Source organism: Streptomyces sp. NPDC029138, from assembly GCF_055564375.1.
This window is the reverse complement of the sequence record NZ_JBVHWM010000036.1, coordinates 32,149-59,067: the sequence shown is the minus strand read 5'-3', so window position 1 is coordinate 59,067 and position 26,919 is coordinate 32,149. Positions and strand designations below refer to the sequence as shown.

Below are 26,919 nucleotides of genomic sequence, written 5' to 3'. Positions count from 1 at the left end.
GGCAACGGCCTCACCCTAGTTCCCCGCCCGGGTGAACACCGCGACGGTCCGCGGGGGCACGGTGAACGTGCCCGAGCCGGCCGCGTAGGCGGCGGTCTTCACCACCTCGTCGGCGCCCGCCGCCTGCACCGGGTGCAGCCGGTACGGCGTCCCGGCGAGGGCGCCGATCTTCTGCTCCTGCCGCTGTGGGGTGGCGTTGAAGACGACGACCAGGTCACCGAGGCGCATGGTGATCACGCCCGGCGTCTCGTCCTTGCCGGACAGCGGGAACGACAGCCGCTCCTGCACCCGCTCGGCCGTCCCGAGCGAGAACGCCTTCTCGGTCGTGCGGATCTTCAGCAGGTCCCGGTAGGCGGCCGAGGCACCGGTGATCTGCTCACAGCCGACCTTGACCGTGCTCAGCAGCGGCCTCGCGTGGTCCCACTTGGACTGGTTGTCGGCCGCCGGGGGCAGCCCGCGCCCGAAGCCGTTGCCGTCGGCGCAGTTCCAGTGGATGGCGTTGAACCAGTCCCCGCTGTCGAAGGAGTTGCGGTCCAGGGACTTCGAGCGCAGCAGGTCGGTGCCCGCCTGGGAGAGCGCGGGGCCCTGGGAGAGGGCGGCCGTGGCCATCGCGAGGACCTGCATCCGGGCCCGGTCGGAGGCCGACGTGTCCTTCGGCAGCTTGTAGGTCAGCGCGTCGAACAGCGACTCGTTGTCGTGCGCGTCCACATAGGCGAGGGCGTCGCCGGGCGCGTCCGCGTAGCCGGCGGGCGCGCCGTTGTAGTCGATCCCGGCGCCGGTCACCTCCCTGCCGTCGGTGTCCGTGAACCGGTACGCGGCCAGGTTGCCGGTCAGGCCGACCTTGATCAGGTCCTGGTAGTGCAGCAGGCGTGCCTTCTGCTCCTCCTTAGTGCCGTTGGCCGTTGACGCGTTGGGGTCGGTGTAGAGCCCGGACGCGAAGCCCTGGACGCCGGGGTCCTCGTCGAAGGGGCCGCCGCCGCGCACCGCGTCACGGGCGCGGTCGGAGAAGGTGGCGATGCCGGTGCCGGCCATGTTCGCCTGCGTGGCCTGCACGAACCGGGCGTCGTTCGCGACCTCGCCGAAGTTCCAGCCCTCCCCGTACAGGATGATCTTCTTGCCGTCGACGCCGTCCTTCTCCACGGTCAGCGCGTCGAGGGCCTTGCGGACGGCCAGGATGTTGGCCTTGGGGTGGTGGCCCATGAGGTCGAAGCGGAACCCGTCGACCTTGTACTGCTTCGCCCAGGTGACGATCGAGTCCACGACCAGCTTGCCCATCATCGCGTTCTCCGGCGCGGTGTTGGCGCAGCAGGTGCTGTCGGCCACCGAGCCGTCGGCGAGGAGCCGCTGGTAGTAGCCGGGCACGATCCTGTCCAGGACGCTGGTGTCCGCCTGGCCGCTCGCCGCGGTGTGGTTGTAGACGACGTCCATGACGACCCTGAGGCCGTCCTGGTTCAGCGCCTGCACCATCTCGCGGAACTGGACCGTACGGGCCGTGCCGTCCGGGTCGGTGGCGTACGAGCCCTCGGGGACCGTGTAGTGGTACGGGTCGTAGCCCCAGTTGTAGGCGTCCTTGGCGGCGGTCCTCGCCACGCACTCCTGCTGCTTGTCGGAGTCGGCCGGGTAGGAGGCCAGGTCGCAGTCCGTGGTCGCCTGGTCGGCCTTCTTCTCGGGGATCGTGGCGATGTCGAAGGCGGGCAGGAGGTGGACGTACGACGTCCCGGCCCCGGCCAGCGCCCGGAGGTGCTTCGAGCCGTCGCTGTTCTTGTCGGTGAAGGCCAGATAGGTGCCCGGGTGCTTCGCGGTGCGGTCCTCGACGGAGAAGTCGCGGATGTGCAGCTCCTGGATCTGCGCGTCCTTCAGCGGTACGGCCCTGGGCTTGCGCAGCGTCGACCAGCCGGCCGGGGCGAGGGACGGATCGTTCAGGTCCACGACCAGGCTGCGCTCGGAGTTCGCGGTGAGCGCCACCGAGTACGGGTCGGTGACCTTGTTGGTGACCAGCTTGCGGACGCTGGGCGCCCACACCGTGACGACGTACCGGTAGGGCTTGCCCTTCCAGGACGCGGGGCCGGTGACGGACCAGACGCCGGTGCCGGCGTTCCGGTGCATCTTGACGGCCCTGCCGTCGAGGTCGAGGTGCACGGACTGGGCCGTCGGCGCCCAGACGGAGAGCGTGGGCCTGCCGTCGTGGAAGACCGGGCCGAGCTTCGCCTTGGTGGCGCCGGGGTAGAGGTCGTCCAGCACCCCGGCGGTCTGCACGCCGGTCGCCGCGAGCACGGCGCCGTTGACGGCGCGCTGCGAGGCCACGAGCTGGCCCCCCAGCGCCTCACGGACCCGGTCGCGGTCGCGCGGGTCGACGGACCAGGCGGTGTAGTCCTTCAGATGCGGGAACCTCGCCTTCTGCGCGTCGGTCAGTGCCGTCTTGTCCAGCCGGAGCCAGCGCTCGTCGTCGCTGGTCAGCGCCCCGTCCTTGACGGTGAGCGAGCCGTCGCGGGAGTACAGCAGCTGGGTGGAGGCGGCGCCGTCGACGCCGTTCCAGGCGAGGGTGTTCCGGTCGATCCAGACCGCCTTGGAGGTGGTCAGGTCCAGTGCGGCGGCACTGCCGGCCGGCTGGGGCAGCAGGTACTGCTCCTGGCCGTTCAACAGCCAGACCTCGTTGCCAGCGGCCTTGAGGTCCAGGGACTGGTCGGCCGGGAGATCCTTCTCGTCGCCCTTGTGGAGGATGTAGCTGAGGCTGGTGGCACCCTCGGAGAGCGGCACCTCGAAGACCGCGCCATAGGGATCAGTCTTCACCGGCTTCAGCGGGTTCGACCAGTCGGTGGGGTTCGCGGCACCCGTCCAGACGTGCAGGCCCCAGCCGTCGTAGTTCCCGTCGGCACGGTGGTAGTGCAGGACCGCTCTGGTCCTGTCCTGGGCGGGATGGTCGGGCCGTTCCGTCCGTACGTCGGCCTTGCCCTGCTCGATCCAGACCTCACCCGTCCTGGTGACGTCGATGGACCGGTCGGCGGAGACGTCCTTGGTGCCGTCCTTGTCGATGACCAGGAAGCCGACGCTGGAGGCGCCGGGCCTCAGCTTGACGTAGGCGAAGGCGCCGTAGGCGTCCCGGCCGGTGAAGGGGTGGCTGGCGGGCCAGTTCGTGGCCTCGCCGTCGGCGAGGTCGCCCCAGGCGTACAGGCCCCAGTCGGCGTAGTCGCCGTCGGTGCGCTTGTAGTGGACGATCGCGTAGTCCCGGGAGGAGGCCGTGGGGACCTCGGGCGCGGGCGGGGTGCCGGTGGTGCTGCTCGCCGTGGCGCTCACGGTGCGCCCGGCCGAGTCGATGACGACGGCCTTGTAGCGCAGGGCGGTGCCGGCGGGCACGTCCTTGCCGAGGGTCTGGGTGACCTTGTAGGGGGCGTGGTCGGCGGAGCCGAGCGTCTTCCACGTGCCGTTGCCGACCTGTGCGGCGAAGACGACCCGGTTCAGCTGACCGCCGTCGACGTCGGCTTCCAGACCGACCGTCCCGGTGGCTCCGGCGGCGGGCGCCTTCAGGGTGAGGGTCGGCTCGGTGGCGGGCTTTTCGAGGGCGTCGGCGGCCTTGTAGACGACGGCGGAGCCGGCCGGGACGGTGACGGTGAGCTTCTTGTCCCCGTCCGTCCTCACGGAGTCGGTGGCGCCGTAGATCCCCCGGTACGACATGTCCGCGGATCCGGTCGCGAAGGTCGCCGTCTTCGCCTCGTCCGCGTTGTTGAACGCGACGACGTACTCCTGGCCGCTCCCGGCGTCCGTGCGGGTGACGGCGTAGATCCCGGCGCCGTCGGCCGCGTACCGCTCGGTCTGCACGCCGTCCGTCAGGGCCGGGTTGGCCTTGCGCAGCTCGGCCAGGGCGGCGATGTCCCGGTAGAGCGGGGCCTTCGTGTCGTAGGCGGCGCTCGCGTGGGTGCGGTCGGTGCCGATCTCGTCGTCGTCCAGGTAGTCGGCGACCTTGGAGGCGAACATGGTCTGGCGGGCGTCCTTGTCGCCGCCGGAGCCGGTGAAGCCCTGCTCGTCGCCGTAGTAGACGACCGGGTTGCCCCGGCTGAGGAACATGAGCTGGTGGGCGAGTCTGTCCTTCTTCAGGATCTCGGCGTCGGTCGCCTTCGGGTTGTCCTGCTTCAGGAAGTACCCGACGCGGCCCATGTCGTGGTTGCCGAGGAAGGTGACCTGCTCGTAGGCGTTGGCCTTGTCGGTCGTGTACCGGTAGTCGTCACCGAAGACGCTCGCGAGCTTCCGCGCGCTGCCGCCCTGGGAGGCGTAGCCGCGGGCCGCGTCCTGGAAGGGGAAGTCGAGGGTGGCGTCCAGGCGGCCCTCGGTGACGTACGGGGAGGTGACGGCGGTGTCGGCGGAGTAGACCTCGCCGAACATGAAGAAGTTCTTCCGCCCGCGCCCGGCGGCGTACCGGTCCAGCGCGGTGGCCCACTGGGTCCAGAACTCCATGTTCACGTGCTTGACGGTGTCGATCCGGAAGCCGTCGACGGCGAAGTCCTTCACCCACCGCTCGTAGATCTTCTCCAAGCCGTGGACGACCTCGGGACGCTCGGTCCACAGGTCGTCCAGGCCGGAGAAGTCGCCGTAGGTGGTGGACTCGCCGGCGTACGTCGAGTCGCCCCGGTCGTGGTACATCGCCGGGTCGTTGAGCCAGGCCGGAACCTTGGACCGGCTGGTGACCTTCGGGGTGTACGGGAAGGAGGCGCCGGAGACGGCCGGGAACTTCCTGCCGCCGTCCGCGTAGTCGGCGTCGTCGAAGGGCTTCCCGTCCTCGGTCAGGTAAGGGAAGGCGCCCTTGGACAGGTAGTCGTAGGACTTCTCCCCGTAGTCCACGACGTCGGCCGTGTGGTTGGTGATGACGTCGAAGAAGACCTTCATGCCCTTGGCGTGCGCCTTGGAGATGAGGGACTTGAGGTCGTCGTTGGTGCCGAAGTGCGGGTCGACCTGGGTGAAGTCGGTGATCCAGTAACCGTGGTAGCCCGCCGAGGCGTTGCTGCCGGTGCCCTGCACCGGGCGGTTCCTGAAGATCGGCGCCAGCCAGATGGCGGTGGTGCCGAGCCCCTTGACGTAGTCCAGCTTCCTCGTCAGGCCCTTGAGGTCGCCGCCCTGGTAGAAGCCCTTGTCGGTGGGGTCGTACCCGGTGGACAGGCGGGAGCCGGTCAGGCCGCCCTTGTCGTTGGACGTGTCCCCGTTGGCGAACCGGTCCGGCATGACGAAGTAGAACTGCTCGCGGGTGTCGTCGTGCCGGGCGGGTACGGCGGCGAGCTTCGCGTCCGAAGGGGGTGCGGGTGGGGTGGCGGCACGGGCGGCCGACGGCTGGAGCAGGGCCGCGGCGAGGGCCACGGCGGTGACGGCCGCGGCCCGTCTCGCTCTCGGTATCACAGGCGGTAACTCCTTGCGAGGGTGACTGAGGGTTTGCAGCAAGAGGCGTGAAACCCCCCGTAAGACGTTTCACGCCCCGTCAGGCGGGTGTTCAGCAGCTCGACTTGCCGGCGTAGAGCGCCAGGGCCGTGTTCGAGCCGAGGGTGGCGGTGAACTGTCCGCTGGAGTTCACGGTCACCGGGGTGTTGTTCTGGACGTTGCAGTACGTCCCGGCCGGCAGGGACGTCTGGTAGGTGCGGGTCAGGGACGAGGACTCGTGGTTGATCGCCACATAGCCCTTGCCGCCCCGGCCGAACGCGATCGCGTTGTTGCCGTTGTCCCACCAGTTGGTGACCGCCTGGCCGCGGGTGGCGTTGCGGAAGGCGACCATGAACTTGATCTCCGGCCAGGCGTGCTGGCACTTCCAGCCGTCCTGCCAGCAGGCGTTCACCTGGCCGCCGTTGGGCGGGCCGGCGTCGGCGTCCGACCACTCGTAGCCGGAGTTGATGTCCGGGGCGCCGTACGGCCAGGCGAGCATGAAGACGTTGGCCAGGGTGTAGTTGGCCCCGCTCTTGTAGTTCAGCGTGCTGCCGTTGCGCTCGGTGTCGTGGTTGTCGACGAAGACGCCCGCGACCGAACTGCTCAGATAGCCCCAGCCCTCGCCGTAGTTGGTGAGGTAGGCCAGCTTCTCGTTGTTGAAGACGCGCTTGAGGTCGTAGGCGTAGCGGAACTCCTGGACGTCTCCGTTGCCGGTGTACTCGGAGGGCTGGACGGCCTCGCCCGCCCCGTAGATGACCTCCTGCTTCCAGTAGACCGACGGGTTGGTCAGGCGGCTCTTGATGTTCGCCAGGTCGCCGGCCGGGATGTGCTTGGCGGCGTCGACGCGGAAGCCGTCGACACCGAGGGTGAGGAGGTCGTTCAGGTAGCCGGCGACGGTCTTGCGGACGTACTCCTCACCGGTGTCCAGGTCGGCGAGGCCGACGAGTTCGCAGTGCTGCACGTTCCAGCGGTCGGAGTAGTTCGACACCTGGGAGGTGCAGTCGTCGAAGTCGTAGACCGAGTACAGGCCCGGGTAGTCGTACTTCGTGTACGACGAGCCCCCGGTGCCGGTGCCGCTGCCCGCCGACATGTGGTTGATCACGGTGTCGGCGACGACCTTCACACCGGCCGCGTGGCAGGTGTTGACCATGTTCCGGAACGCCGTGCGGTCGCCGAGGCGGCCCGCGATCCTGTACGACACGGGCTGGTACGACGTCCACCACTGCGCCCCCTGTATGTGCTCGGCGGGCGGGGAGACCTGGACGTATCCGTAGCCGGCGGGGCCGAGGGTGCTGGTGCACTCCTTGGCCACCGAGGCGTAGTTCCACTCGAAGAGGACGGCGGTGACGTCCTTGGTGCCGGGCGGGGAGGCCTCGGCGGCCGTCGGGGTCATGCCAACCAGAGCGGCGGCCGTGAGGGCGACCGCCGTGGGGAGGGTTCTGCGTGCCATGTGGGGTCCTTCGACGTTGAAGGCAACTGGACCGCTGATGGCGCTTGCTGAAATATTTCAGCAAGCTTGCGGTGACGCAGATGTTAAAGGCCCGCTGGCCGAAAGGCAGCGGGCCGTTGTGAAGTTGATGCAAGAACTTTCAGACGGGGCCTCAAATCGGGCCCCGCGTCCGGGTGTCAGTCCGTCGTCGTCCACCAGACCGTGGTGTCGGCGGGCACCTTCGTCTCGCCGTCCGCCTCGGTCACCTCACCGCTGGTGAGGAGGACACGGCCGTACGACGGTGTCGTCACCGACTCGCCCGTGGTGTTCGCGACGCACACGAACTCCCCGCGCCGGAAGGCCAGGACGCCCTCGGGCGCCCGCAGCCACTCCACCGCCTCCCCCGCGCCGAGGTCCGGGTGGGCGCGGCGCGCGCGCAGCGCGGCCCGGTACAGCTCCAGCGTGGAGCCGGGGACGCCGGTCTGCGCCGCCACGCTCAGCTCGGCCCAGTCGGCCGGCTGCGGGAGCCAGCTGCCGCCGCTGCCGAAGCCGTAGGAGGAGCCCTCGCGGGTCCACGGGATCGGGACCCGGCAGCCGTCTCGGAAGCCGTCCTGGCCGGCGCCCCGGAAGTACGCCGGGTCCTGGCGCACCTCGTCGGGCAGGTCCACGACGTCCGGAAGCCCCAGTTCCTCGCCCTGGTAGATGTACGCCGAGCCGGGCAGGGCGAGCATCAGGAGGGTGGCCGCGCGGGCGCGGCGCAGGCCCAGCTCCCTGTCACCGGCGGTGCGGATCTGGGTGCCGAGGCCGGGCGGGTTGGCGAAGCGGGTGGCGTGCCGGGTGACGTCGTGGTTGGACAGCACCCAGGTGGCGGGGGCGCCGACCGGGCGCATGGCCTCCAGGGTGCGGTCGATGACCGTGCGCAGTTCCTTCGCGTCCCACTCCGTGCCCAGGTACTGGAAGTTGAAGGCCTGGTGGAGTTCGTCGGGGCGGACGTAGTTGGCGGTGCGCTCGACGGTCGGGGTCCAGGCCTCGGCCACGAAGATGCGCTCGCCCGAATACTCGTCGAGGATCTTGCGCCACTGGCGGTAGATCTCGTGCACGCCGTCCTGGTCGAAGAACGGCATGACATCGTTGCCCAGCAGCTTGAGCTGGTCGTGGGCGCCGAGGTCGGGCAGGCCCTCCGCCTTGACCAGGCCGTGGGCGACGTCGATGCGGAAGCCGTCCACGCCCATGTCCAGCCAGAAGCGGAGGATGGAGCGGAACTCGTCGCCGACGGCCGGGTGGTTCCAGTTGAAGTCGGGCTGCTCGGGGGCGAAGAGGTGGAGGTACCACTCGCCGGGGGTGCCGTCCGGCTCGGTCACCCGGGTCCAGGCCGGGCCGCCGAAGATGGACTCCCAGTCGTTGGGCGGGAGTTCGCCGTTCTTCCCCTTGCCGGGGCGGAAGTGGTAGCGCTCGCGCAGCGGGGAGCCGGGACCCTCGGCGAGGGCGCGCTTGAACCACTCGTGCTGGTCGGAGGAGTGGTTCGGGACCAGGTCCACGATGATGCGCAGGCCCTGCGCGTGGGCGTCGCGGATGAGCGCGTCGGCGTCCAGCAGGGAGCCGAACATGGGGTCGACGGCACGGTAGTCGGCTACGTCATAGCCGGCGTCGGCCTGCGGGGAGGCGTAGAAGGGGCTGAGCCACACGGCGTCGACGCCGAGGTCACGCAGGTGGGGCAGACGGGAGCGTACGCCCTCCAGGTCGCCCATGCCGTCGCCGTTGCTGTCGGCGAAGCTGCGCGGATAGACCTGGTAGATGACCGCGTCCCGCCACCAGTCGCGGCGGTCGGCGACGGTGACGGCAGAGTGGCGGGCCGGTGCGGCAGGGTGCTGCTGGCTCATGGCGTCCTTGATACGTAACAGGGGCATGGTGGTCGGTGGGTACGGCGGCGGGCGGCCGGGCGGGACTGCGAGGCGGGCCGCGGTGACAGCGGGGTGGAAGGACACAGCGGCCCGCCTGGTCGGGTGCGGGCCTCAGCCCTTGGTGCCGCCGGCGGTGAGACCGGTGACGAGGTTCTTCTGCACGAGGTAGAAGAACACGGTCACGGGTATCGCGATCAGCACCGCGGTGGCGGCCATGTAGTTCCACTGGGCGTCGTGCTCGCTGACGAAGGTCTGGAGGCCGACGGCGAAGGTGTACTTGGAGTCGTCCAGCAGGAAGGTGGTCGCGAAGGCGACCTCGCCGACGGCGGTGATGAAGTTGTAGAACGCGGCCACGGCCAGGCCCGGGCGGGCCAGCGGCAGGATGAGCCGGAAGAAGGTGCCGAAGGGGCTGAGCCCGTCCACGCGCCCGGCCTCGTCGATCTCGAAGGGGATGGTGTCGAAGTACCCCTTGAGCAGCCAGGCGCTGTACGGCACGGCGGTGGTGCAGTTGATGAGGATCAGCGCCCAGTAGGTGTCGATGAGGCCGAGTTCGCTGAAGATCTCGTACATCGGCACGATGAGGACGGCGATCGGGAAGGCCTGCGTGAGCAGCAGGACCCACATCAGCTGTTTGTATCCGGGGAAGCGCATGCGGGAGACCGCGTAGCCGGTGGTGGCGGCAACGAGGACACCGATGAAGGTGGTGCCGAGGGCCACGATCATCGTCGACTCGAACCAGTCGAGGAACCCGGTGTGCTCCAGCACGAAGCCGTAGTTGGAGAAGGTCAGCTTTCCCGCGATCCCGCCCGGGTGCAGGTAGTCCTCCTTGTCCGGGCCGAGGGACAGGTAGAACAGCCAGGCCACCGGGGCCAGGGCGATCAGGCTCGCCACGGCGAGGCCGCCGTGCAGCAGGGCGGCGCCGGCCGGGCCGCGCTCGCCGCGCCGGCGCACGCGGCGCCGGGGCGCGGGTGCGGGGGCCGGGGCGGTCTCGGTCTTGTCCAGGGTCGTGGTGCTCATGGCGGCGGCTCCTGCGGCGTCAGACGGCGAGCTGGTCATTGCGCTTCAGCCAGCGGAAGTAGAAGGAGGTGAAGACGGTCAGGATCGACAGCAGCAGCACCCCGTACGCGGCGGACTGGGCGAAGTCGCGCGGCTGCTGGCCGAAGCCCAGCTGGTAGGCCCAGGTGACGAGGATCTGGGCGTCCGGGGCGGAGTTCTTGCCGAACAGCAGGAAGATGATGACGAACTGGTTGAAGGTCCAGATGATGCCGAGCAGCACGACGGTGGAGCTGACCGAGCGCAGGCCGGGCAGGGTGACGTGCCGGAACCGCTGCCAGGCGGAGGCGCCGTCCATCTCGGCGGCCTCGTAGAGCGAGGAGTCGATGGACTGGAGGCCGCCGAGCAGGGACAGCATCATGAACGGCACACCACACCAGGTGTTGACCATGATCGCGGCGAACCGCTGCCAGAAGGTGTCCTCCAGCCACTCCGGCTGGGGCAGGTGGAGGGCGCCGAGGATCTGGTTGAGCACGCCGGAGTCGGCGAGCATGATCCGCCAGGAGAAGACGGTGACGAAGGTCGGCACGGCCCAGGGCAGGACGAGCAGCAGCCGGTAGACGGTACGGCCGCGCAGCTTCTGGTTGAGCATGAGCGCGAGGCCGAGACCGATGCTGTAGTGCAGGGCCACGCAGGCGGCCGTCCAGAACACGGTCCACAGGAAGTGCGACCAGAAGCGGTCGTACGCCGTCGGGCCGAACAGGATGTCCTGGTAGTTGTCCAGGCCGATGAACCTGTAGGTGGCGTCGATGTGGTTGACGCCGATCGTGCGCGCCGAGTTGAGGCTGTTGGCGTCGGTGAGGGTGAGGTAGAGGCCCCGGGCCAGCGGGTAGCCCACGAGGACGCCGAGCACGACGACCACCGGGGCGATCATCGCGTAGGCGTACCAGTACTTCTGCAAACCGTTTCTGACGCGCTGCCCCAGCCCGGGCCGCGGCGCGCGGTCACCGCGGCGCTTGCCGGTCGCGCGGTCGATGGCGACTGTCATGGTTCGACACCTTCAAAAGATCAAGGGTTGGGCCGGGCACAGGGCGGCGGCCGCCGGATCCTTCCCCCTCTTCATGCCGTCCCGCGGCAGGAGGATCCGACGGCCACGCGGGCTTACTTGCTGAAGCCGTTCACCAGCTTGGAGATGGCCAGCTCGGCGTTGCCCAGACCCTTGTCCAGCGACTCCTTGCCGCTGGCGACCTTGGGCAGCTCGGTGTCGAGCGGACCCCACAGGGAGCTGTACTCGGGCAGTGCCGGGCGGGGCTGCGCGGCGGCCAGGACGCCCTGGTAGCCGGCGATGCCCGGGTCGGCCTTGACCTTCTCGGTGTAGGCGTCGGAGCGGGTGGGCAGCGTGGAGTTCTTCAGGGCGATGGTCTCCTGGGACTGCGCCGAGGTCATGAACTTGACGAACTTCAGGGACGCCTCCTGGTGGGCCTTGTCCGAGCCGGCGTAGACCGAGAGGTTGTGGCCGCCGGTCGGGGCGCCCGCCTTGCCGCTGGAGCCGGCCGGGACGGTGGCGATGCCGAGGTTCGACTTGTCCTGGAAGGCGCTGCCCTTGTAGAAGTTCGTGATCTCCCAGGGGCCCTGGATGATCGCGGCGACCTTGCCGTTGACGAACGCGTCCTGGATGTGGGCGTAGGCGTCGGCGGTGGCGTCGGCCTTGTGCAGGCCCTTGCCGGAGAACAGGCTCAGCCAGGTGCCGTAGCCCTTCTTGGCGGCCGGCGAGTTCACGGTGATCTTCTTGGCGGCGACGTCGACGGTGTCGGTGCCCTCGCCGTAGAGGAAGGTCTGGGCGTAGTAGGCCTGGGTGGAGCCCCAGTAGCCGTCGACCTTGGCCTTGTCCTTGATCTTGGCGGCGTCGGCCTTCAGCTCGTCCCAGGTCTTGGGGGCCTCGGTGATGCCGGCCTTCTTGAACAGGGCCTTGTTGTAGACCAGCGCGAGGGTGTCGGTGACGAACGGCACGCCGTAGGTCTTGCCCTCGTACTGGGCCTGCTTGATCAGGTTCGGCTCGAACTTGCCCTGGTCGGCGAGGGCCTCGGTGCCGTCGAGGGGCAGGAAGAAGCCCTTCTTGGCGAAGGCGGGGGTCCAGCCGACCTCGGAGCGCAGCACGTCCGGGGCGCCCTTGGCGCCGGCCGCGGTGTCGAACTTGTTCTGCGCCTGGTCGAAGGGGACGTTGACGTACTTGACCTTGATGTCCTTGTTGGCAGCCTCGAACTGCTGGACCAGGGCCTTGTACGTCGGCGCCTCATTGGTGGCGTTGGAGGTGTCCCACCAGGTGATGGTGACCGGGCCGTCCGACTTTCCGCTGTCGCTGTCGCTCCCGCCGCACGCCGTCGCCGTCAGGGCGAGGGACGCCACCAGCGCGGAGGCCGCTATGCCACGCCGCATGAGTTCTCCTTGAGGGTTAAGCCCGAGTGGTACAGAGGACGGTCCCGACCGTCCCTGTGACTTGCCGACTGCGCCGTTGCCGCGGCCGGGCGACTGGGAACGTAACAGCCATGTAAGCGTTGCGAAAGACCTTGCAGAAAAAAAGTGCAAGGGGACACGATGGTTACCCCGTCGTGACCAGTCGTCGACCGGGGCGCGACCCAGTGGCGCAGGCGCTGAGCGGCGACGACGACACTTGTGCAAGACTTGCAAGCTCTTGCCACCAAGAATCCCGAGGGAGCGCGATGACGCAGCAACCCACGGCAGGCCGTGCGCCCGCCCGCGCCCGGCGTCCGGCCGGTGTGCAAGGGGAGATACGACCGGTACAGTCCGGTCCCGTGACCACACGGCTTGCCGACATCGCTGCGCAGGCGGGGGTGAGCGAAGCGACTGTCAGCCGGGTCCTCAACGGGAAGCCGGGAGTCGCCGCCACCACCCGCCAGTCCGTGCTCGCCGCACTGGACGTGCTGGGCTACGAGCGCCCGGTACGGCTGCGGCAGCGCAGCGAGGGCCTGGTGGGCCTGATCACGCCGGAGCTGGAGAACCCGATATTCCCGGCCCTGGCCCAGGTCATCGGCCAGGCGCTGACCCGCCAGGGCTACACGCCGGTGCTCGCCACGCAGACCCCGGGCGGGTCGACCGAGGACGAGCTGACCGAGATGCTGGTGGACCGCGGGGTCGCCGGGATCATCTACGTCTCCGGGCTGCACGCGGACACCACCGCCGACATGCAGCGCTACGAGCGGCTGCGCGCGCAGGGCGTGCCGTACGTGCTGGTGGACGGGTTCTCGCCGAAGGTGCAGGCGCCGTTCATCTCCCCCGACGACCGGGCGGCGATGACGCTCGCGGTGACGCATCTGGTGTCGCTGGGGCACACCCGGATCGGGCTGGCGCTCGGGCCGAAGCGGTTCGTGCCCGTGCAGCGCAAGATCGAGGGCTTCGTCCGGGCGATGCGGGAGCAGCTGGGGCTGGACGCCCAGACCGTCGAGACCGAGCTGGTCCAGCACTCGCTGTACACGCTGGAGGGCGGTCAGGCGGCGGCGACGGCGCTGATCGAGCGGGACTGCACGGCGGTGGTCTGCGCCAGCGACATGATGGCGCTGGGCGCGATACGGGCGGCCCGGCAGCGGGGCCTGGAGGTGCCCCGGGACGTGTCGGTGGTCGGGTTCGACGACTCCCCGCTGATCGCCTTCACCGACCCGCCGCTGACCACGATCCGCAAGCCGGTCCCGGCGATGGGGCAGGCGGCGGTGCGCACGCTGCTGGAGGAGATCGGCGGGACACCGGCGCCGCACAGCGAGTTCGTGTTCATGCCGGAACTGGTGGTGCGCGGTTCCACCGCTTCGGCCCCGAATGTCCTCCGTACGTCGTAGAAGGTGCGCTGCGGACCCGACCTTGGGATGATCGGCCGAGGAAGCCTTGTCTGGCAGACTCTGTGCCTATGAGTGACTCGACCGTGACAGAGCCGGAAGGTCGCGAAGAGGTGGCCGTTCCGCGGGCCGTCACGGGCGAGGTCCCACCCGGTCCGCTGGGCCGGCTGCGGCGGCCGAGGCGGCCCCGGCTGTGGTTCGAGATCCTTCTGATCGCGGTGAGTTACTGGACGTACTCACTGATCCGCAACGCCGTGCCGGAGCAGCGGGCCGCGGCGCTGCGCAACGCGGACTGGATCTGGCGCACCGAGCACGCGCTGGACATCGCCGTCGAGCAGTCGGTCAACCACGCCGTCAACTCGGTGACTTGGCTCATCATCGGGATGAACTACTACTACGCCACACTGCACTTCGTCATCACGATCGGGGTGCTGGTGTGGCTCTACCGGTGGCATCCCGGCCGCTACGCGGCGACCCGGCTGGTGCTGTTCGCGACCACGGGCGTGGCCCTGGTCGGTTACTACCTGTTCCCGCTCGCGCCGCCCCGGCTGATGCGCGGCGGGCACTTCGTGGACACCGTGATGGTGCACCACACCTGGGGCTCGATGGCCTCCGGCGACCTCAAGCACATGTCGAACCAGTACGCGGCGATGCCGTCGATGCACATCGGCTGGTCGCTGTGGTGCGGGCTGACGATCTTCGCGCTGGCGTCGGTGCCGTGGGTGCGGGTGCTGGGGCTGCTGTATCCGACGGCCACCCTGCTGGTCATCGTCGCCACCGCCAACCACTTCTGGCTGGACGCGGTGGGTGGTGTGCTGTGCCTGGCCTTCGGGTTCGCGGTGGCCCGGGTGTGGTACGGCAGCCTGCCGTACGCGCTGCCCCGGCTGGTCCCGGCCCGGGCCCCCGCGCCGGCTCAGGCCCTGTCGCCGTAGAACAGCTCCTCCACCACCGTGCGCGCCCGGCGGGTGGTACGGCGGTACGCGTCCAGCATGTCCCCGACGTGCCCGGAGCCGTAGCCCAGGTAGCGGCCGACGGCCGCCAGCTCACGCGGCTCGGTCGGGAAGGTGTCCCCGGCCCGGCCCCGGACCAGCATGACCGCGTTGCGCACCCGGGTGGCCAGCACCCAGGCCTCGTCCAGGGTCTCCGTGTCCTCGGCGGACAGCAGCCCGGCCTCGCGGGCTGCGGTCAGGGCCTGGCGGGTGCGGGTGGTGCGCAGGCCGGGCTCGCGGTGGCCGTGGCGCATCTGGAGCAGCTGGACCGTCCACTCGACGTCGGACAGTCCGCCGGGGCCGAGCTTGGTGTGCAGCTTGGGGTCGGCGCCGCGCGGCAGCCGCTCGGACTCCATGCGGGCCTTCAGCCGGCGGATCTCGCGGACGGCGTCCTCGGTGAGGCCCTTGGCCGGATAGCGCAGGGGGTCGATCAGCTCGACGAACCGCCGGCCCAGCTCCGCGTCGCCGGCGACCGGCTCGGCCCGCAACAGCGCCTGTGACTCCCACACCAGGGACCAGCGGCGGTAGTACGCCTCGTACGACTTCAGGGTGCGCACCAGCGGGCCCGACTTGCCCTCCGGGCGCAGGTCGGCGTCGATCAGCAGCGGCGGGTCGGCGCTGGGCAGCTGGAGCAGGCGGCGCATCTCGGCGACGACCCTGTTCGCGGCGGCGGACGCCTCGTGCTCGTCCACGCCGTCCTGCGGCTCGTGCACGAACAGGACGTCCGCGTCGGAGCCGTAACCCAGCTCGTGTCCGCCGAAGCGGCCCATCCCGATCATCGCGAACCGGGTGGGCAGGGTGTCGCCCCAGCTCTCCCGGACCACCGCGCGCAGGGTGCCGGCGAGGGTGGCCGCGGTCAGGTCGGAGACGGCCGCGCCGACCCGGTCCACCAGGGCGCCCTGGTCGGCCTCGGCGGGGCTGGTCTCGGTGCCGTAGGAGCCGACGATGTCGGCGGCGGCGGTGCGGAACAGCTCGCGGCGGCGCACGCCCCGGGCCGCGGTGACGCCCTGCGCGGCGTTCTCCGCGCGGCCCACCGCCGCCAGGATCTCCTGCTCCAGCGCGGCCCGCTGCCGCGGCGCGAGGCCACCGCCGACCGCCGCGGGGCCCGCTCCGCTGCCGTCGCCCAGCAGGGCCACCGCCTCCGGGGCGCGCATCAGCAGGTCCGGGGCGAGGCGGCCCGCCGACAGCACGCGGGCCAGGTTCTCGGCCGCCGCGCCCTCGTCGCGCAGCAGGCGCAGGTACCAGGGGGTCTTGCCGAGCGCGTCGGAGACCTTGCGGAAGTTCAGCAGGCCGGCGTCCGGGTCGGCGGAGTCCGCGAACCAGCCGAGGAGGACCGGGAGCAGGGTGCGCTGGATCGCCGCCTTGCGGGTCACGCCGGAGGCCAGGGCCTCCAGGTGGCGCAGGGCGGCGGCCGGGTCGGCGTAGCCGAGCGCCACCAGGCGTTCGCGGGCCGCCTCCGGGCGCAGCCGGGCCTCGCCGGGGGCGAGTTGGGCGACCGCGTCGAGCAGCGGGCGGTAGAAGAGCTTCTCGTGCAGCCGGCGTACGACGCCGGTGTGCCGCCTCCACTCGCGGTTCAGCTCGGCCACCGGGTCGGCGCGCAGGCCCAGGGAACGCCCGAGGCGGCGCAGGTCCGGCTCCGCCTCGGGCACGAGGTGAGTGCGGCGCAGGCGGTAGAGCTGGATGCGGTGCTCCATGGAGCGCAGGAAGCGGTACGCCTCGTCCAGGCGTGCGGCGTCCTCGCGGCCGACGTAGCCGCCCGCGGCGAGGGCCTGGAGGGCGTCCAGGGTGGTGCCGCTGCGCAGGGCGGGGTCGGTGCGGCCGTGCACCAACTGCAGGAGCTGCACGGCGAACTCGACGTCGCGCAGGCCCCCGGGGCCCAGCTTGAGTTCGCGGTCGACCTCGGCGGCGGGAATGTTCTCCACGACGCGGCGGCGCATCTTCTGCACGTCCACCACGAAGTTCTCGCGGTCCGCCGCCTTCCAGACGAGGGGTTCGAGGGCGTCGATGTACGCCTCGCCGAGCGCGGTGTCGCCGGCCACCGGGCGGGCCTTGAGGAGGGCCTGGAACTCCCAGGTCTTCGCCCAGCGCTGGTAGTAGGCGAGGTGGCTGCTGAGGGTGCGGACGAGGGGGCCGTTGCGGCCCTCGGGGCGGAGGTTGGCGTCCACCGGCCAGATGGAGCCCTCGACGGTGGTCTCCGAGCAGATCCGCATGAGGTGGGAGGCGAGCTTCGTCGCGGACTTGAGGGCCTGGGGTTCGGGGGTGTCCTCGGCCGGCTCCGCCACGAAGATCACGTCCACGTCGGAGACGTAGTTCAGCTCGTGGCCGCCGCACTTGCCCATCGCGATCACCGCGAGGCGGCAGGCGGCGGCGTCCTCCGGGGCCGCGCGTTCGGCGAGGGACAGGGCCGTGCGGAGGGTGGCGGTGGCCAGGTCGGCGAGTTCCGCGGCGGCCTCGGCGACGTCCGTGGTGCCGCAGACGTCACGGGCCGCGATGGAGAGCAGGCAGCGGCGGTAGGCGACGCGCAGGGAGACCGGGTCGGTGGCCTCGGCCAGGCCGCGCTCGAACTCCGCGACGCCCGGGTGGAGGTCGTGCGGCTCGTAGGTGACCAGGGCCTGCCAGTCGCCCGGGTGGCGGGCGAGGTGGTCGGCGAGGGCGGCGGAGGCGCCGAGGATGCCGAGCAGGCGGTCGCGGAGGGGCTTGGCCGCGATGAGCGTGTCCAGCAGTTCCCGGTGGGCGGTGGGGGTGGGCTGGGCCTCCAGGAGGCGGACCAGGCCGTGCAGGGCGAGGTCGGGGTCGGCGGTGACGCCGAGGGCTTCCAGGAGGACGGGGTCGTCGCGGACGGGGGCCAGTTCGGGGCCGTCGAGGAGGCGTTCGGCGGCGGAGGGGTCGGTGAAGCCGTGCCGCAGCAGACGGGTGAAAGTGCTGCTTCTGCGCCCCGGCGTCATGTCCGTGGTCTCCCCTCGGATCTGCTCTCGTCCTGGCCAGAGCCTAACCGGAGGGGACGGGGTGCCGTCCGGCGGTTGTGGCGGACGGGGCTGGTGGGGCGCGGTGCGGCTTGGGCGGGAGCCTGTGCCTGCGGCGGCCCGGTCGGGTGGCTCGTGGCCTGGGTCGCGCGCCCCGTGGGGTCGGGGTCGGGGCCGCGCCGACCCGGTCAGGCCGAGCGCGGGGCGGCCGGGCGGCCCGTGCGGGGTCCTATGCCTGCGGCCGCCCGTGCGGGTGGCTCGTGGCCTGGGTCGCGCGCCCCGTGGGGTCGGGGTCGGGGCCGCGCCCGGTGGTGTCCGTCCTCGGTCCGGCGGGCTGTCGCTCCTGCGGTGCCGGGGTTTTCGCCGGCCGCTGCGGGCGGACACCACCCGACACGTCCCCTTCCCGCCACGGGCGACAGCGGGCCGTCGCGGGTCCCCGGTCAGGCCGAGCGCGGGGCCGTGCCGGGGCGGCGGCCTGTGCCTGCGGCGGCCCGTGCGGGTGGCTCGTGGCCTGGGTCGCGCCCTCCGTGGGGTCGGGGTCGGGGCCGCGCCGGGTGGTGTCCGTCCTCGGTCCGGCGGGCTGTTGCTCGTGCGGTGCCGGGGTTTTCGCCGGCCGCTGCGGGCGGACACCACCCGACACGTCCCCTTCCCGCCGCGGGCGGCCGACGGCCGTCGTGGGTTCCCGCGCTTCCTCCGGCCTGCGCCGATCCCGCGTCCTCGCCAGGAGGTCGTGCAGTGCCTGGGCCGCCCTCGGTGCCGCGTCTCCGCAGCAGTTGTTGAAGAGGATGTGCAGTTCCTCGGCCTGTGCGGCTGCCTGCCGGATGCGGGGCAGCCAGGCGGAGAGTTCCCGCTCGGTGTAGCTGTGGCGGAAGCGGTCCTCCTTCGTGCCCTTTCCCCAGTGGGGGCTGCGGCCGTGGAAGCGGATCAGGTGCAGGTGGGGGGTGGTGACGGGGGCGGGAGGCGGGGCGTCGGGGGTGTCCGTGGCGACCGCCGTCGCGTTCAGGTCCCTGAGGAAGGCTGTGGTGCGGGCGGCCTGGGTGGGGTGCCACCAGGCGGGGTCGCGGAATTCCACGGCGAACGGCCAGTCGTGGGCGCGTTCGCGGGCCGTGCGGACGAAGGCCTCGGCCTTCGGGCCGGGGGTGAGAGAGGGCGGGTACTGGAAGAGGAGGGTGCCCAGGCGGCCGGCGTCGCGGAGGGGGGCCAGCGCTTCGGCGTAGCGGGTCCAGATCTCCGTGCGCAGGGCCTCGTCGCGGGGGTGGTCGCGCAGGTCCGCGGGGAGGGTGGCGGGGCGGGTGGGGTGGCCGGTGAGGAGGGAGAACGCCTTGACGTCGAAGCGGAAGCCGGGGGGTGTGCGTTCGGCCCAGAGGGCGGTGGTGCGCGGGGTCGGCAGCGCGTAGTACGGGGAGTCCGCCTCGACCAGGGGGAAGCGGGTGGCGTAGTGGCGTAAGCGTTTCTCCGCGTCGCGGTGGCCGGGTGGGTACCAGCCGCTCCTGAGGAGTGCCGGGTCGGTCCAGCCGCAGGTGCCGATGAGGATGTCCGCCATGCGGGCGTGAGTACCCGGCGTTCATCGGGTCTTCACCCGTGATGTTGGCCCGCGTGGGCCACGGGCACGTTGGCGTGAGCATGCTCTGTCCGCACCGCCAGCCGTCCACCCTTTTCCGGAGGTTGATGTGTCCGGCAGTTCCGTGTACCGCCGTGCCCGCGCCGTCGTGGCGTCCGCGGCGGCCCTCGCCGCAGCCGCGGTCGGGCTGTGGACCGGGCTCGGTCAGGGGTCCGCGCATGCCGCGGGCGCCGTGCCCAGCCCGGACCACGTGGTCGTCGTGGTCTTCGAGAACCATGCCTACAGCCAGGTCATCGGCTCCTCCAGCGCGCCGTACATCAACTCGCTGAAGGCGGGGGGTGCCAATCTGACCCAGTCGTACGCCGAGACCCACCCCAGCCAGCCGAACTACTTCGCGCTGTTCTCCGGGTCGACGCAGGGCATCACCGACGACAGCTGCTACACCCCGGGGTTCTCCTCGGCGCGCAACCTCGCGTCCGAGCAGATCGCCGCCGGGCGCACCTGGGCCAGCTACAACGAGTCGCTGCCGAGCCAGGGCTCCACGACGTGCAGCAGCGGCAACTACGCGCGCAAGCACAACCCCTGGTTCGGTTTCAGCAACGTGCCGACCTCGACCGCCAAGACGTTCGCCCAGTTCCCGACGGACTACTCGACGCTGCCGCAGATGTCGTTCGTGGTGCCGAACCTGTGCAGCGACATGCACGACTGCTCGGTGTCCACCGGTGACACCTGGCTGAAGAACAACCTGGGCGCCTACGCGACCTGGGCCAAGACCCACAACAGCCTGCTCGTCGTCACCTTCGACGAGGACAACCGGCTGAGCGGGAACAAGATCCCGACCGTGTTCTACGGGCAGCCCGTCACCGCCGGGTCCAGCTCCTCGACCACGTACAACCACTACGACCTGCTGCGCACCCTGGAGGACACCCAGGGCCTGACCACGCACGCGGGCAACGCGGCCTCCGCCAAGGACATCACCGGCATCTGGGCGTCCTGACGTGTACGTAGCGGACAGCCGTGCGAGTACGTCCGCTCATGGTGCCGTCCGGCCTCCGGCCGGGCGGCGCCGTGCGGCGGTCGCGCCGACCGTGCTCGCGCTGGGGACGGTGAGCCTGGTCACCGACGTCTCGTCGGAGATGGTGACGGCGGTGCTGCCGCTGTACCTGGTGACCGGCCTGGGTCTGTCGCCGTTGGGCTTCGGGCTGCTGGACGGGATCTACAACGGGTTCTCGGCGCTCGTGCGCCTGGTGGGCGGGCACTTCGCCGACCGGGGCGGCGGACGGCACAAGTGGGTCGCCGGGCTGGGCTACGGCATCTCGGCCGTGTGCAAGCCACTGCTGCTGGTGGCGCACGCGCTGACCCCGATCGGGGTCGTGCTCGCCGCCGACCGGACCGGGAAGGGGCTGCGCACGGCGCCCCGGGACGCGCTGATCTCGCTGGCCAGTACGCCACAGACGCGCGGGCGGGCCTTCGGGGTGCACCGGGCGATGGACACGGCCGGGGCCCTGCTCGGGCCGCTGGTGGCGTTCCTGATCCTGCGGGCCACCGTCGACGGGTACGACGCGGTGTTCACCGTGAGCTTCTGCGTCGCCGTGCTGGGCGTCCTGGTGCTGGTCCTGTTCGTGCCGGGCGGGCGGGGTGACGCGGCCCCGGCCGAACGGCCGACGGTCCGCGCGGCCCTCGCCCTGCTGCGCGGCCGTGAGCTGCGCCGGATCACCGTGTGCGCGCTGCTGCTGGGCCTCGCCACGGTCAGCGACTCCTTCGTCTACCTGCTGCTCCAGCGCCGCCTCGGCGTCCCCGACCGCTGGTTCGCGCTGCTGCCCCTGGGCACGGCCGCGGCCTTCCTGCTGCTGGCGGTGCCGCTCGGCCGGCTCGCGGACCGCGTGGGCCGCTGGACGGTCTTCCTGGCCGGCCACGGCGCCCTGCTCGTCGTGTACGCGCTGCTGCTCACCTCCTGGCACGGCTCGGGTCTGCCGTATCTCGTGCTCGCCCTGCACGGCGGTTTCTACGCGGCCACGGACGGGGTGCTGATGGCCGCCGCCTCGGACAGCGTGCCGGAAGGGCTGCGCTCCTCCGGGCTGGCCGTCGTACAGACCGGGCAGGCGCTGACCCGGTTCGCCTGCTCGCTGCTGTTCGGCGCTGCCTGGACGGTGTGGGGCGACCGGGCGGCGCTGGCGGGCGCGGCGGTGGCGCTGGCCGCGTGTGCCGCGTTCTCCCTCACCCTGCGCCCGAAGGGAACGGTGCCCGCATGACCGTACGCACCCGCATCCTGATCCTGGTCTCGGCCGTCTGCGTGCTGGCGGCGGTCGGGCTGGCGTCGGTGCTGCACGCCTCCGCGCGGGCGGACCGCCGTGACCACACACAGGCCGGCGGGCCGAGCGTCACACCGGGGACGGTGACGCTGCGCCAGTCGGGGCGGCTGGTGTTCCGGAACATGGCGTGGGGGCCGCACCGCGACGAGCTGACCAGCGTCCCGGCCTCCGCCCCGGACGCGCCGCGCACCGCGTCCGGCCTCAAGTGCCTGCGGTTCTACGCCGCTTCGGGCACCGGGGTGTGTCTCCAGGCCGTGCACGGGCCCGTCTCGGACACCTACCGCGCGCTGATCCTGGACGCGCGCCTGCGGACCGTGGACCGCTACGACGTGCCGGGCATCCCCTCCCGCGCGCGGGTCTCCCCCACCGGACACTTCGCCGCCTGGACGGCGTTCGTGGGCGGTGACTCGTACGCCGGGACGGACTTCTCCACGCGCGCGGCCATCGTGGACACCCGCAGCGGGAAGCAGATCCCGTCCCTGGAGGCCTTCCGGATCATCAAGGACGGGCATCCGTACCGGGCGGCGGACGTCAACTTCTGGGGAGTGACGTTCGCGGCCGACGACCGCACCTTCTACGCGACGCTGGCCACCAAGGGGCGGACGTACCTGGTCCGCGGCGACCTGCGCCGCCGTACCGTCACCACGCTGCACGCCAACGTGGAGTGCCCGTCCCTGTCGCCGGACGGGAGCCGGGTCGCGTACAAGAAGCGGGTCGCGGGGCTGCCGAAGGACGCGCCCTGGCGGCTGTACGTCCTCAACCTGCGCACGCTGCGCGAGACCCCGCTCGCCGAGACCCGCAGCGTGGACGACCAGGCGGTGTGGAAGGACACCCGCACGCTCGTGTACGCGCTGCCCGGGGACTACGGCGCCGACCTGTACGAGGTCCCGGCGGACGGCTCCGGACGGGCCCACCGGATCAGCTCGGCGGCGGTGTCACCGGCGTACCTCGGTTAGCCCCTTCGCGGGTCAACGCGGCAGCCCGGCTTTTCCGTCATCCCGGTGGTTTGCCGTACGCGGCCGCCGTCGTCGTCTCCGGTCACGCCCGAGACTTTCCGGCGTGGTGGCCGCGTGGCCGCCGGGGAAGGCGAGGGCACGGGATGGCCGACAGCAGGATCCTGGTCGCGGTACCGCAGCATCCACGCGCCGAGGGCGCCGGAGCCGAGCAGTTGCGGAAGATCCGGGACGCCGTGGAGGCGGACGGCTTCGAGGTGCGCTGGGCGGTCAGCGCGGAGGACGCCGAGGCGGTGCTGCGGACCGAGGCGGGCCTCGCGGCGGCCGTGGTCGCCTGGGACCTGCCCGGGGACGCGCTGCGGCGGGGAGGTGACGGTCCCGGCGCCGCGCTCGCCCCGGCGGACGGCACCCTCGACGCGGCCCCGGGCGGGGCCGCCGTACTGCACCGGATCGGGCGGCGGTTCCGGAACCTGCCGGTGTTCCTGGTCATGGCCGACGAGGGCGTGCGGGAGCTGCCGCTGTGGGTGTCGGAGACGGTCGTCGGGTACGTGTGGCCGCTGGAGGACACCCCGGGGTTCATCGCCGGCCGGATCACCAGCGCCGCCCGCGCCTACCGGGAGGACGTGCTGCCGCCGTTCTTCCGGGCGCTGCGGCGCTTCGACGACGCCCACGAGTACTCCTGGCACACCCCGGCCCACTCCGGTGGCGTCGCCTTCCTCAAGTCGCCTGCGGGGCGCGCCTTCCACGACTACTTCGGCGAGCGGCTGCTCCGCTCCGACCTGTCGATCTCGGTGGAGGAGCTGGGCTCGCTGTTCGAGCACACCGGCCCCATCGGGGAGGCGGAACGCAACGCGGCCCGCGTCTTCGGCTCCGACCTCACCTACTTCGTGCTGCACGGCGACTCCACCTGCAACCGCCTGGTGGGTCACTTCAGCGTCACCCGTGACGAACTGGCGCTGGTGGACCGCAACTGCCACAAGTCGGTGCTGCACGGCCTGGTGGTCTCCGGCGCCCGGCCCGTCTACCTGGTGCCCACGCGCAACGGGTACGGCCTCGCCGGCCCGCTGCCCCCGGCGGAGCTGGCGGCGGACTCGGTCGCGGCCCGGATCGCCGCGCACCCGCTGGCCGAGGGGGCCGTGGCGCGCGAGCCGCAGTACGCGGTGTTCACGAACTCCACCTACGACGGCCTGAGTTACGCCGCCGTACCGGCCGCGCGGGCGCTCGCGGCCAGCACACCCCGGGTGCACTTCGACGAGGCGTGGTTCGCGTACGCCCGCTTCCATCCGCTGTACCGGGGCCGGTACGGCATGTCGGTGGACGCGGACGCCTTCCCCGGCCCGGACCGGCCGACGGTCTTCGCGACCCAGTCCACGCACAAGCTGCTGGCCGCGCTGTCCCAGTCGGCGATGGTGCATGTACGGCCCGCGCCCCGGGCGCCGGTGGAGCACGACCGGTTCAACGAGGCCCTGATGCTGCACGGCACCACCTCGCCCCTGTACCCGATGATCGCCTCGCTGGACGTGGCGACGGCGATGATGGACGGCCCGCAGGGCGAGTGGCTGGTGGACGAGGCGGTGACGGAGGCGATCCGCTTCCGGCAGGAGATGGTCCGGCTGCGCCGGCGGGTGGAGAGCGCCGGGGACCGGCCGCCGTGGTTCTTCGGCGTCTGGCAGCCGGAGGAGGTCACCGACCCGGCGACCGGCGAACGCCTGCCCTTCGACGAGGCCCCGCCGGAGCTGCTGCGCACGGAGCAGTCCTGCTGGCTGCTGGAGCCGGGCGCGGCCTGGCACGGCTTCCCCGGGCTGACCGAGGGCCACTGCATGCTGGACCCGGTCAAGGTCACGCTGACCTGCCCCGGCATCACCGCGACCGGGGAGATGGCCGATGAGGGCATCCCGGCGCGCGTCCTGACCGCCTATCTGGCCACCCGGAACATCGTGGTCGAGAAGACCGACAGCTACACCACGCTGATCCTGTTCTCGATGGGCATCACGAAGGGCAAGTGGGGCACGCTGCTGGACGCCCTGATGGACTTCAAGTCCCTGTACGACGCCGACGCCCCGCTCGGCCGGGTCCTTCCCGAGGCGGTCGCCGCGCACCCTCGCCGCTACTCGGGCCTGACCCTGCGGGAGCTATGCCGGCAGATGCACGAGCAACTGCGCTCGGCGCGCCTGGTGGAGCTGCTGGACACCGCGTTCCAGCAGCTTCCGGATCCGGTCCATCCGCCCCAGCACTGCTACCAGCGCCTGGTGCGGGGCGGTACCGAGCGGGTGAGGATCGCCGACGCGGCGCACCGGGTGGCGGCGGCGATGGTCACGGTCACCCCGCCCGGCATCCCGGTCCTCATGCCGGGCGAGTCCACCGGCGCCCCCGACGGCCCCCTCCTGCGCTACCTCACGGCCCTGGAGACCTTCGACCGCCACTTCCCGGGCTTCCGCAGCGAGACCCACGGGGTGACGATCGACGAGGACAGCGGCGACTACGAGATCGAGTGCCTGCGCGATCACTGAGCCGGCCGTCGCCCCGGCCGGCACGCGCGACGCGTAGGGTCCGCGGTCACCGGGCGGCGGCGTGGGCCTCCTTGGCCGGCACGCACCGCCAGGCGAGGCAGGCCGCGGCCAGATAGGCGAGGGCGCCGACGGCCATGCCGAGACGCACCCCGGTGCCGTAGTCGGTGCTGGTCGCCAGCAGGCTGCCGCCGAGCGCGACGCCGGTGGCGCTGCCGATCTGGCGGGTGGTGTTGAACAGGGCGGAGGCGGCTCCCGCGTACGCCCGGGGTGCGGCACCCATCACCGTGGCAGTCGAGCCGGTCAGCGCGAAGGACGTACCGAACCCGGTGGCCATCATCGGCGCCACCAGCAGCGGGTAGGCCGGATCGGTCCCGGCCGCGGCCCAGCCGGCCAGCCCGAGCGCGCCCAGGAGCATGCCGGAGACCACCAGCGGGCGGTCTCCGGTACGGCGGGTCAGGCGCCCGGACAGGACGGAGGCGAACATGGTCACCGCCACGGCCGGGAACAACGCCAACCCGGTCCGCAGGGCACTGAAGCCGCGCTGGTGCTGGAAGTACAGGCTGGCGGTGAACACCATGCCGTAGAAGCCGAAGTTGAACAGAAGCCCCACGACGGCCGCTCCGCTCATCGCCGGTGGGCGCAGCAGCCCCAGCGGCAGGGCCGGGGCCCGGGCGAGCCGCTCACGCACCGCGAACCCGGCCACGGCCAGGGCGGCCAGGCCCAGCCCGGCGAGGACGGCGGGATCGGACCAGCCGCGCCGTCCGGCCTCGTTCAGGGCTGCGGTCAGCAGGGCCACGGCCGCCACCACGGAGGCTTGCGCCGGCCAGTCCACGGCCCGGTCCGGGTTCCGCGGCGAGAGCGCGACGTACCGCGCCGTCAGGACCAGGCAGGCCGCGCCGACCGGCACGTTGATGAGGAACACCCACCGCCAGCCCACGGTGGACACTAGGAGCCCGCCCAGCAGCGGCCCGGCGGAGGCGGCGATCCCCGCCATCGACCCCCACAGCCCGAAGGCGCGCGAGCGTGCCGCCGGCTCGGGATAGGCCTCCTGGAGCAGGGCGAGCGAGCCGGGAACGATCAGTGCCGCGCCGAGTCCTTCCACCAGCCGGGCGGCGACGAGGGCCGGGGCACTGGGCGCGCCCGCGCACAGGGCCGATGCCACCGTGAACAGCGCCACGCCCGAGCAGAAGACCCGCCGGTTGCCCAGCCGGTCACCGAGCGCACCGCCCGTCATCAGGAACCCGGCGAGGACGAGGGTGTAGCCGTCCGTGATCCACTGGATGCCGGTGAGCGAGGCCGCAAGCTCCCGGCCCACCGCGGGCACGGCGACATTGATGATCGTGACGTCCAGGATGACCATGAAGTACCCGGCGCACACGGCGAGCAGCGGTGCCACAGGCGCATGCTAGGGCCGGGTGCGGGCCGGATCGACGACCTCGGGCGCGTGTTCACGGTCCCGGGTGTGTGTTCAGTACGCGGCTCGGCGGCGTCACGGCAAACGGCGGTGGGACGCTGTGGGGGCCGACGGGTGTTGCGGCTGCTCGGGAGCGACCTCGTGCGATCGAGACCCAGCGCACTCACTCGCTCGGGCTTCCTCCTGGACGAGGCGCAGGACCTGTCCCCCATTCAGTACCGGTCCGTCGGCCGCCGCTGCACCACCGGCGGCGCGATCGTCCTGGGCGACCTGACGCAGGGCACGACGCCCTGGGCGACGCGGAGTTGGGATGGGGCGCAGGCCCACCGCGGCTAGCGTGAGGGGGTCATCGAGGAACTGACGGCCGAACCCCGGCTTCTTCGAGGCCCGCACGGCGACGGAGACGGTCGAAATGGTCGCCGTCCGCGAGGAGTTGCTGGACAACGAGGGCTCGGACGGCCTGATCGCGGCGGACGCGCGTGCTGGTGCTCGCGGAGGACCGGACGAGCGCACCGGCTGCGCCGCCTGTACGTCGCCCTGACCCGAGCGGTGTCCGGCCTGCTCGCCACCCACGCGACCACGCTGCCGCCGCGACGGGCCTGAACCTGTCTTTCATCGTTCAACCAAAGCGGCCTGGCAGCCACCGCGT

15 protein-coding genes and 1 pseudogene are annotated in these 26,919 nt (G+C 71.6%); 7 read left to right on the top strand and 9 right to left on the bottom strand.

The window, feature by feature from the left end; translation table 11 throughout:
- Positions 1-15 precede the first annotated feature (15 nt).
- The 6 genes from pulA to ACZ4WH_RS25635 all read right to left on the bottom strand — a co-directional run bounded on the left by pulA (position 16) and on the right by ACZ4WH_RS25635 (position 12,159).
- Entirely contained in the window at positions 16-5,382 is a 5,367-nt protein-coding gene (gene pulA / locus ACZ4WH_RS25660) for a pullulanase-type alpha-1,6-glucosidase (RefSeq protein ID WP_468184443.1), read from the bottom strand.
- Between the two features lie 91 nt (positions 5,383-5,473).
- Positions 5,474-6,850: an alpha-amylase gene (locus ACZ4WH_RS25655; RefSeq protein WP_468184440.1), complete on the bottom strand. Its 1,377-nt coding sequence runs from the start codon at positions 6,848-6,850 to the stop codon at positions 5,474-5,476.
- A gap of 176 nt (positions 6,851-7,026) precedes the next feature.
- Entirely contained in the window at positions 7,027-8,709 is a 1,683-nt protein-coding gene (locus ACZ4WH_RS25650) for a glycoside hydrolase family 13 protein (protein ID WP_468184437.1), read from the bottom strand.
- 132 nt (positions 8,710-8,841) lie between these two features.
- Entirely contained in the window at positions 8,842-9,747 is a 906-nt protein-coding gene (locus ACZ4WH_RS25645; protein WP_468184435.1) for a sugar ABC transporter permease, read from the bottom strand.
- A 19-nt stretch (positions 9,748-9,766) separates the two neighbouring features.
- Positions 9,767-10,771: a carbohydrate ABC transporter permease gene (locus ACZ4WH_RS25640; RefSeq protein WP_468184433.1), complete on the bottom strand. Its 1,005-nt coding sequence runs from the start codon at positions 10,769-10,771 to the stop codon at positions 9,767-9,769.
- A 113-nt stretch (positions 10,772-10,884) separates the two neighbouring features.
- The gene (locus ACZ4WH_RS25635; RefSeq protein ID WP_468184430.1) at positions 10,885-12,159 is read right to left on the bottom strand and encodes an extracellular solute-binding protein; all 1,275 of its coding nucleotides are present in this window, start codon (positions 12,157-12,159) and stop codon (positions 10,885-10,887) included.
- 377 nt (positions 12,160-12,536) lie between these two features.
- On the opposite strand from ACZ4WH_RS25635, the gene ACZ4WH_RS25630 reads away from it, so the two are divergent.
- Both ACZ4WH_RS25630 and ACZ4WH_RS25625 read left to right on the top strand, forming a co-directional pair.
- Entirely contained in the window at positions 12,537-13,571 is a 1,035-nt protein-coding gene (locus ACZ4WH_RS25630) for a LacI family DNA-binding transcriptional regulator (RefSeq protein ID WP_468184428.1), read from the top strand.
- 68 nt (positions 13,572-13,639) lie between these two features.
- Positions 13,640-14,500 (top strand): phosphatase PAP2 family protein, encoded by an 861-nt coding sequence (locus ACZ4WH_RS25625; protein ID WP_468184426.1) that lies wholly within the window; start codon positions 13,640-13,642, stop codon positions 14,498-14,500.
- On the opposite strand, the gene ACZ4WH_RS25620 is transcribed toward ACZ4WH_RS25625, so the two are convergent.
- Entirely contained in the window at positions 14,482-17,502 is a 3,021-nt protein-coding gene (locus ACZ4WH_RS25620) for a bifunctional [glutamine synthetase] adenylyltransferase/[glutamine synthetase]-adenylyl-L-tyrosine phosphorylase (RefSeq protein ID WP_468184423.1), read from the bottom strand. The two genes, ACZ4WH_RS25625 and ACZ4WH_RS25620, sit on opposite strands and share 19 nt — an antisense overlap.
- Positions 17,503-17,749: 247 nt before the next feature.
- Positions 17,750-19,063, bottom strand: a complete 1,314-nt coding sequence (locus tag ACZ4WH_RS25615; RefSeq protein ID WP_468184421.1) for a DUF72 domain-containing protein — start codon at positions 19,061-19,063, stop codon at positions 17,750-17,752.
- Positions 19,064-19,190: 127 nt separating this feature from the next.
- Here ACZ4WH_RS25615 and ACZ4WH_RS25610 point away from each other — a divergent pair, with 127 nt between their 5' ends.
- The 4 genes from ACZ4WH_RS25610 (at position 19,191) to ACZ4WH_RS25595 (ending at position 24,856) form a co-directional block, all read left to right on the top strand.
- Positions 19,191-20,078, top strand: a complete 888-nt coding sequence (locus ACZ4WH_RS25610) for an alkaline phosphatase family protein (protein WP_468184419.1) — start codon at positions 19,191-19,193, stop codon at positions 20,076-20,078.
- Between the two features lies 1 nt (position 20,079).
- A complete protein-coding gene (locus ACZ4WH_RS25605) occupies positions 20,080-21,333 on the top strand; it encodes an MFS transporter (RefSeq protein WP_468184417.1) in 1,254 nt (417 codons plus the stop codon).
- Positions 21,330-22,349 (top strand): TolB family protein, encoded by a 1,020-nt coding sequence (locus ACZ4WH_RS25600; protein ID WP_468184414.1) that lies wholly within the window; start codon positions 21,330-21,332, stop codon positions 22,347-22,349. The genes ACZ4WH_RS25605 and ACZ4WH_RS25600 overlap by 4 nt, the downstream gene beginning before the upstream one ends.
- A gap of 143 nt (positions 22,350-22,492) precedes the next feature.
- Positions 22,493-24,856, top strand: a complete 2,364-nt coding sequence (locus tag ACZ4WH_RS25595; RefSeq protein WP_468184412.1) for an Orn/Lys/Arg family decarboxylase — start codon at positions 22,493-22,495, stop codon at positions 24,854-24,856.
- A gap of 46 nt (positions 24,857-24,902) precedes the next feature.
- Here ACZ4WH_RS25595 and ACZ4WH_RS25590 read toward each other — a convergent pair whose 3' ends face one another.
- Positions 24,903-26,252: an MFS transporter gene (locus tag ACZ4WH_RS25590; protein WP_468184409.1), complete on the bottom strand. Its 1,350-nt coding sequence runs from the start codon at positions 26,250-26,252 to the stop codon at positions 24,903-24,905.
- A 173-nt stretch (positions 26,253-26,425) separates the two neighbouring features.
- On the opposite strand from ACZ4WH_RS25590, the pseudogene ACZ4WH_RS25585 reads away from it, so the two are divergent.
- Positions 26,426-26,873, top strand: a pseudogene (locus ACZ4WH_RS25585) (AAA family ATPase); the annotation flags it as partial.
- Positions 26,874-26,919 lie beyond the last annotated feature (46 nt).

Coding starts and splice junctions, on each gene's coding strand:
- ACZ4WH_RS25655 (WP_468184440.1), bottom strand. CDS start 6,850: ATGGCACGCAGAACCCTCCCCACGGCGGTCGCCCTCACGGCCGCCGCT.
- ACZ4WH_RS25650 (WP_468184437.1), bottom strand. CDS start 8,709: ATGAGCCAGCAGCACCCTGCCGCACCGGCCCGCCACTCTGCCGTCACC.
- ACZ4WH_RS25645 (WP_468184435.1), bottom strand. CDS start 9,747: ATGAGCACCACGACCCTGGACAAGACCGAGACCGCCCCGGCCCCCGCA.
- ACZ4WH_RS25640 (WP_468184433.1), bottom strand. CDS start 10,771: ATGACAGTCGCCATCGACCGCGCGACCGGCAAGCGCCGCGGTGACCGC.
- ACZ4WH_RS25635 (WP_468184430.1), bottom strand. CDS start 12,159: ATGCGGCGTGGCATAGCGGCCTCCGCGCTGGTGGCGTCCCTCGCCCTG.
- ACZ4WH_RS25625 (WP_468184426.1), top strand. CDS start 13,640: ATGAGTGACTCGACCGTGACAGAGCCGGAAGGTCGCGAAGAGGTGGCC.
- ACZ4WH_RS25620 (WP_468184423.1), bottom strand. CDS start 17,502: ATGACGCCGGGGCGCAGAAGCAGCACTTTCACCCGTCTGCTGCGGCAC.
- ACZ4WH_RS25615 (WP_468184421.1), bottom strand. CDS start 19,063: ATGGCGGACATCCTCATCGGCACCTGCGGCTGGACCGACCCGGCACTC.
- ACZ4WH_RS25600 (WP_468184414.1), top strand. CDS start 21,330: ATGACCGTACGCACCCGCATCCTGATCCTGGTCTCGGCCGTCTGCGTG.
- ACZ4WH_RS25595 (WP_468184412.1), top strand. CDS start 22,493: ATGGCCGACAGCAGGATCCTGGTCGCGGTACCGCAGCATCCACGCGCC.